This window comes from uncultured Aquincola sp., from assembly GCF_964001545.1.
Lineage (GTDB): Bacteria > Pseudomonadota > Gammaproteobacteria > Burkholderiales > Burkholderiaceae_C > Aquincola.
In genome coordinates, this window is sequence record NZ_CAXFDV010000609.1 from 1 (window position 1) to 6,166 (window position 6,166).

General features: G+C 70.5%; 6 protein-coding genes and 2 pseudogenes. 6 read left to right on the plus strand and 2 right to left on the minus strand.

All coding sequences use genetic code 11. The features are described from left to right. The coding region (locus tag ABNT58_RS21215; protein WP_348755402.1) for an MFS transporter at nucleotides 1-290 on the minus strand (290 nt) is incomplete at its 3' end. Nucleotides 291-413: 123 nt separating this feature from the next. Here ABNT58_RS21215 and ABNT58_RS21220 point away from each other — a divergent pair. The 3 genes from ABNT58_RS21220 (at nucleotide 414) to serA (ending at nucleotide 2,959) form a co-directional block, all read left to right on the plus strand. Then, nucleotides 414-857 carry a MarR family transcriptional regulator gene (locus ABNT58_RS21220; RefSeq protein WP_348755403.1) on the plus strand — a complete coding sequence of 148 codons (444 nt, stop codon included), beginning with the start codon at nucleotides 414-416 and terminating at the stop codon, nucleotides 855-857. Nucleotides 858-897: 40 nt separating this feature from the next. Further along, the gene (locus tag ABNT58_RS21225; RefSeq protein WP_348755404.1) at nucleotides 898-1,647 is read left to right on the plus strand and encodes an SDR family NAD(P)-dependent oxidoreductase; all 750 of its coding nucleotides are present in this window, start codon (nucleotides 898-900) and stop codon (nucleotides 1,645-1,647) included. 79 nt (nucleotides 1,648-1,726) lie between these two features. After that, nucleotides 1,727-2,959, plus strand: coding sequence for a phosphoglycerate dehydrogenase (gene serA, locus ABNT58_RS21230; protein ID WP_348755405.1), 1,233 nt, complete (start codon nucleotides 1,727-1,729; stop codon nucleotides 2,957-2,959). 3 nt (nucleotides 2,960-2,962) lie between these two features. On the opposite strand, the gene ABNT58_RS21235 is transcribed toward serA, so the two are convergent. Continuing rightward, on the minus strand, nucleotides 2,963-3,685 hold the full coding sequence (locus ABNT58_RS21235) for an IclR family transcriptional regulator (protein WP_348755406.1): 723 nt from the start codon (nucleotides 3,683-3,685) through the stop codon (nucleotides 2,963-2,965). A 62-nt stretch (nucleotides 3,686-3,747) separates the two neighbouring features. Between ABNT58_RS21235 and ABNT58_RS21240 the strand changes: the two genes are divergently transcribed. The 3 genes and pseudogenes from ABNT58_RS21240 to ABNT58_RS21250 all read left to right on the plus strand — a co-directional run. Next, a complete protein-coding gene (locus ABNT58_RS21240) occupies nucleotides 3,748-4,677 on the plus strand; it encodes a hydroxymethylglutaryl-CoA lyase (protein ID WP_348755407.1) in 930 nt (309 codons plus the stop codon). Next, nucleotides 4,674-5,891, plus strand: a pseudogene (locus ABNT58_RS21245) (CaiB/BaiF CoA-transferase family protein); the annotation flags it as partial. The gene ABNT58_RS21240 and the pseudogene ABNT58_RS21245, both read left to right, overlap by 4 nt. Nucleotides 5,892-5,951: 60 nt before the next feature. Continuing rightward, nucleotides 5,952-6,166 (plus strand): annotated as a pseudogene (locus ABNT58_RS21250) (gamma carbonic anhydrase family protein); the annotation flags it as partial.

Genomic DNA, 6,166 nt, shown 5'->3' on the forward strand with positions numbered 1-6,166 from the left:
ATGGACGCCAGCAGGTACAGCGCCAGGCCGGCATACAGCGGTGGCTTGCGGCCGAAGCGGTCGGCCAGCGGGCCGTGCACCGCCTGGCCCAGGGCCATGCCCAGGAAGTAGGCGGCCAGGGTGTACTGCACCTGGCCGGCCGGCACGCCCAGGTCGGCCGCGATGGCCGGGAACGCGGGCAGGTAGAGGTCGATGGACAGCGGCGCAAAGGCGGAAAGCCCGCCCAGCACGAGGATGAGCGACAGCGGCGCCCGGGCGGCCGGCAGTGCGCCGGCGGTGGATGTGGACATGGTGGTGGGCGCCGCAGCCGGCGCCTGAGGGGCGAAGCCGGCGATCTTAGCCATAAATGGTTGATGCAATCAACCAAATTCACCGTATCATCGTCCGACAAGACCAGAACCTCGGAGACCTCCATGACCGCCGCCCGCCCGGAAGACGATTTGCTGCAGCCTGTGATCGACGTGTTCAACGGCTTCCGAGGCTGGATGCAGCAGGTGCTGGACGAGCAGGGCATCGCGGCCAGCCCGCTCGACCTGTGGCTGATGTCGGTGGTGGCCGAGGGCGAAGGTTGCTCGCAACAATCGCTGGCGCAGGCCACCGGGCGCGACAAGGCGCAGGTCACCCGCATGGCGGCGCGGCTGGTGCAAGCCGGCCTGCTGCAGCGCGCGCCCGACGCGGCGGACGGCCGCCGCTGGCGCCTGACGCTCACCGATGCGGGCAAGGCCGCGCACCGCCAGATGCAGCGCCAGCGCAAGCGCCTGGCGGCCACGCTGGCGGCCGACCTCAGCGCCGAGGAGCAGGCGACGCTGACACGCCTGCTGGGGCGGATGGCGGCGCGGCTGCCAGCCACCGACTGACGCTCTACAGTGGCGGATCCCCCGAACAAGGATCTGCTGCATGACCACCGTTCTCGTCACCGGCGCCAGCGCCGGCTTCGGCCTCGCCATCGCCCAGCGCTTTCTGGCCGATGGCGCCCATGTGATCGCCGCCGCCCGCCGGGTCGACCGGCTGCAGGCGCTGGCCGACCAGCACCCCGGCCGCGTGCTGCCGCTGGCACTGGACGTGACCGACCGCCCGGCAACCGCCGCGGCGCTGGCCGCCCTGCCTGCCGCGTTCGCCGAGGTGGACGTGCTGGTCAACAACGCCGGGCTGGCGCTGGGACTGGCGCCGGCGCACCAGGCCGACATCGACGACTGGGAGCGCATGATCGCCACCAACTGCGCGGGCCTGGTCAACGTCACCCGCGCCATCACGCCCGGCATGGTGGCGCGTGGCCGCGGCTCGGTCATCAACATCGGCTCCATCGCCGGCGAAGTGCCCTACCCCGGCGGCAACGTGTACGGCGCCACCAAGGCTTTCGTGCACCAGTTCACCCACAACCTCAATGCCGACCTCATCGGCACCGGCGTGCGCGCCACCTGTGTGGAGCCGGGCCTGGTGGGCGGCACCGAGTTTTCCAACGTGCGCTTCCATGGCGACGACCAGAAGGCCGCCAGCGTGTACGCCGGCACCCAGCCGCTGACGGCCGAAGACATTGCCGACACGGTGCACTGGCTGGCCACGCGGCCGGCGCACGTCACCATCAACGCGATCTCGATGATGCCCAACTGCCAGTCGTTCGGGCCGCTGCAGATCCGCAGAAGCTGAGCCGCTTCATGGCCCCACCGCCGTGACAGGGAACGGCGGTTGCCACAATGGCGGCACTGCTTCCAACCGCCAGAACAAGATGACACAGCGCCTTTCCGTCGCCAAGGACAAGCTCAAGTTCGTGCTGCTCGAAGGCATCCACGCCACCGCGGTGGATGCGCTGCAGGCCGACGGCTATTCGCAGATCGTCACCTCGCCCAAGGCCTTGTCGGGTGATGCGCTGGTCGAGGCCATCCGCGACGCGCACTTCCTGGGCATCCGCTCGCGCACCCAGCTTACGGCCGAGGTGCTGCAGCAGGCGCCCAAGCTGGCGGCGGTGGGGTGCTTTTGCATCGGCACCAACCAGGTCGACCTGACGGCGGCGATGCAGCTGGGCATTCCGGTGTTCAACGCGCCCTTCAGCAACACCCGCAGCGTGGCCGAGCTGGTGCTGGCCGAGGTCATCATGCTGATGCGCGGCATTCCGCAGAAGAACGCGCTGCAGCACCGCGGCGGCTGGGACAAGAGCGCCGCCGGCTCTTACGAAGTGCGCGGTAAGACGCTGGGCATCGTGGGCTATGGCCACATCGGCACGCAGATCGGCGTGCTGGCCGAGCAGCTGGGCATGCGGGTCATCTTCCATGACATCGAAGCCAAGCTGACGCTGGGCAACGCCAGCCAGGTGGCTTCGCTGGACGAGCTGCTGGCCGGCGCCGACGTGGTCACGCTGCACGTGCCCGAGCTGCCTTCCACCGTCAACCTGATCGGCGCCGAACAGCTGGCGAAGATGAAGCCCGGTGCGCACCTGATCAATGCCTCGCGCGGCACGGTGGTGGACATCGACGCGCTGGCCGACGCGCTGGAGCGCAAGCACATCGGCGGTGCCGCCATCGACGTGTTCCCGGTCGAGCCCAAGGGCAACGACGCGGTGTTCGAGTCGCCGCTCACCCGCTTCGAGAACGTGCTGCTGACGCCCCACATCGGCGGCAGCACCGCCGAGGCGCAGGCCAACATCGGCCGCGAGGTGGCGGCCAAGCTCATCCGCTACAGCAACAACGGCTCCACGGTGTCGGCGGTCAACTTCCCCGAAGTGGCGCTGCCCGAGCACACCGGCCGCAGCCGGCTGCTGCACATCCACCGCAACGTGCCGGGCGTGCTGGCGCATGTGAACGAGCGCTTTTCGCAGGCCGGCATCAACATCGCGGCGCAGTACCTGCGCACCAACGACGACGTGGGCTATGTGGTGATCGACGTCGACAGCACCACCAGCGACGCTGCGCTGGCGCAGTTGTGCGGCGTGCCGGGCACGATCCGCTGCCGCGTCCTTTACTGAGCTTCAGCCTTCGAGATGGCCCAGCGCAGCGCTGAGCTGCGCTGCCGCCGCCTGCACCGCCGGCTGCTGCGTGGCGGGCCGGTAGCGCGGCGTGGGCATGGTGAGCGTGAGCGCGCCCACCAGCTCGCCCGCGGCGCCGAACACGGGCGCCGAGATGCCGGACAGCTCGGCCGTGCGGTCGCCCGACAGCGCGCACACGCCTTCACGGCGGATCTGCTCATACACCCGGCCGCGCTGGCCGGCAAAGGCCAGCAGCACCCGCCCGCCGGCGCCCCTGTCCAGCGGCAGCAGGTCGCCGGCCTTGGTGTGGTCGCGCAGCACCTGTGGTGAGTCCACCCGGTACAGGCACAAACGCTGGTCGCCCTGCCGCACATGGAAGGCCGCGCTTTCCTGCGTGCGCGCCACCAGCTGCTGCAGCACCGGCAGCACCTGCGCCTGCAGCGAGAACGACGACAGGTACACCGCATGCAGCCGCGCCACGCCCGAGCCCAGCGCATAGCGGCCATCGGCACCGCGCGCCACCAGCTGCGCATGCTCCAGCGAAGCCAGCAGCCGCAGCGCGGTGCTCTTGTAGAGCTGGCTGCGTTCGGCTAGTTCGGCCAGCGAGAGCCCCGCCTCCCCCGCCCGGAAACAGCCCAGCAGCGACAACGCACGATCGACCGCCGCCGCGCCGCCGGGGGCGGCATGCTGGTCGGCCAGGGAGGCGGTGGCGGCTTTGCGGGGCATGTTGGTTAGAATTCTGTTGTGCGAACAAGCGGTCTATCTTACAGAACTTTGAGCGAGGCCCCATGACCCCCCTGCTGATCAGCGAAGTAGGCCCGCGCGACGGCCTGCAAAGCATCACCACCGTGATGCCCACCGCGGCCAAGCACCGCTGGATCGCGGCGCTGGCCGCCGCCGGCGTGCCCGAGATCGAGGTCGGCTCCTTCGTGCCCGCCAAACTGCTGCCGCAGATGGCCGACGTGGCCGAGGTGGTGGCCCACGCGCTGCGGCTGCCCGGGCTGCGCGTGGCCGCATTGGCCCCCAACTTCCGCGGCGCGCAGGCCGCCTTCGAGGCCGGGGTGCACAAGCTCACGCTGCCGGTGTCGGTGACCGAGGCGCATTCGCTGGCCAACGTGCGCAAGACCCATGCGCAGATGGCCGACGAGTTGCGCAACGTCGTGGCGCTGCGCAATGAGCGCTACCCGCAGATCGCGCTGGAGGCCGGCCTGTCGGTGGCCTTTGGCTGTACGCTGGCGGGTGCGGTGAGCGACGACGAGACGCTGCGCATGGCCGCCAGCATGGCGGAGTTGGGCGTGGACGAAGTGGGCCTGTCGGACACCAGCGGTTATGCCGAGCCGGTGCAGGTGCGGCGCCTCTTCACCCGCCTGCACGCGGAGCTGGGTGAGCGGGCGGGCGGCGCACACTTTCACAACACCCGCGGCCAGGGCCTGGCCAATGTGGTGGCGGCGCTGGAAGCCGGCGTCACCACCTTCGACGCCAGCCAGGGCGGCATCGGCGGCTGCCCCTATGCGCCAGGCGCCAGCGGCAACATCGTCACCGAAGACCTGGTGTGGATGCTGCAGGCCATGGGTCACCGCACCGGCATCGATCTGCCCGCGCTGCTGCAGGCGCGCACGCTGCTGCGTGAAGGCCTGCCCGACGAGCCGCTGTACGGCCATGTGCCCGAGGCCGGCCTGCCCAAGGGCTTCGTCGCGCGTGGCGAGGTGGCCCGATGAGCGCGCCCGCTCAAGACACCGCGCAGCGCGAGCTGCCCTACCAAGGCACCCGCATCGTCGAGTTCACCCACATGGTGATGGGCCCCACCTGCGGCCTGGTGCTGGGCGACCTGGGCGCCGAGGTCATCAAGGTCGAGCCCTTGCAGGGCGATGCCACGCGCCGGCTGGTGGGCTCGGGCGCGGGCTTTTTCTCGGTGTTCAACCGCAACAAGAAGAGCCTGGCGGTGGACGTGAAGGACGCCCGCGGTCGCGAGCTGGTGCTGCGGCTGGTGGGCACGGCCGACGTGTTCAGCGAGAACTTCAAGCCCGGCACCATGGACAAGCTGGGCCTGGGCTATGCGGCGCTGTCGCAGCTCAATCCGCGGCTGGTGTACGTCAGCCACAAGGGCTTTCTGCCCGGCCCGTACGAGCACCGCACCGCGCTGGACGAGGTGGTGCAGATGATGGGCGGCCTGGCCTACATGACCGGCCCCGAAGGCCGGCCGCTGCGCGCGGGCACCAGCGTCAACGACATCATGGGCGGCATGTTCGGCGCCATCGGCGCCATGGCCGCGCTGGCCCAGCGCGAGCGCACCGGCCGCGGCCAGGAAGTGCAGAGCGCGCTGTTCGAGAACAACGTGTTCCTGGTGGCCCAGCACATGATGCAGTTCGCCGTCACCGGCAAAGCGGCGGCGCCCATGCCCAGCCGCATCTCGGCCTGGGCGGTGTACGATGTGTTCACCGTGGCCGGCGATGAGCAGATCTTCCTGGCGGTGGTCAGCGACACGCAATGGGCGCTGTTCTGCGACGCCTTCGGGCTGCCGGCGCTCAAGGCCGACCCGCGCCTGGCCAGCAACAACCTGCGGGTGGCCGCGCGCGACTGGCTGCTGCCGCAGCTGCGCCAGCATCTGGCCGGGCGCACGGCCACCGACATCGCCGCCACCTTCGAGCGCCACGGCCTGCCATATGCGCCCATCACCCGTCCGCAGGACCTGCTGCAAGACCCCCACCTGCTGGCCACCGGCGGCCTGGCCCCGGTGACGGTGCCGGCCGATGCCAGCGGCGCCGGCCGCCCGGTCGAGACGCGCACCGCGCTGCTGCCGCTGGCGCTGGACGGTGAGCGCCTGGGCGTGCGCCAGCCGCCGCCGGCGCTCGGCCAGCACACCGAAGCACTGTTGCACGAACTCGGCTATCTCGCGGGTGACATCGAGGCCTTGCGTGCCGCCGGTGTGCTGTTGCCGGCCGGCGGCTAGCATCGGCTGCATCGCAGCAGCCCGCCCCGAGGAGAGCAACGCATGGCCGTGTACCAACTGGACGACCTGACACCACGCATCGCCGACACCGCCTGGGTGGCCGACAGTGCCCAGGTCATCGGCAACGTGGAGCTGGGCGAAGGCGCCAGCGTGTGGTTCGGCGCCGTGGTGCGCGGCGACCAGCCCGAGCCGGTGCGCATCGGCGCCCACAGCAACATCCAGGAAGGCAGCGTGCTGCATGCCGACCCCGGCAAGCC

Excerpts from the sequence above, each read along its gene's own strand:
- ABNT58_RS21220 (WP_348755403.1), top strand. The coding sequence starts at position 414 with ATGACCGCCGCCCGCCCGGAAGACGATTTGCTGCAGCCTGTGATCGAC.
- ABNT58_RS21225 (WP_348755404.1), top strand. The coding sequence starts at position 898 with ATGACCACCGTTCTCGTCACCGGCGCCAGCGCCGGCTTCGGCCTCGCC.
- serA (WP_348755405.1), top strand. The coding sequence starts at position 1,727 with ATGACACAGCGCCTTTCCGTCGCCAAGGACAAGCTCAAGTTCGTGCTG.
- ABNT58_RS21235 (WP_348755406.1), bottom strand. The coding sequence starts at position 3,685 with ATGCCCCGCAAAGCCGCCACCGCCTCCCTGGCCGACCAGCATGCCGCC.
- ABNT58_RS21240 (WP_348755407.1), top strand. The coding sequence starts at position 3,748 with ATGACCCCCCTGCTGATCAGCGAAGTAGGCCCGCGCGACGGCCTGCAA.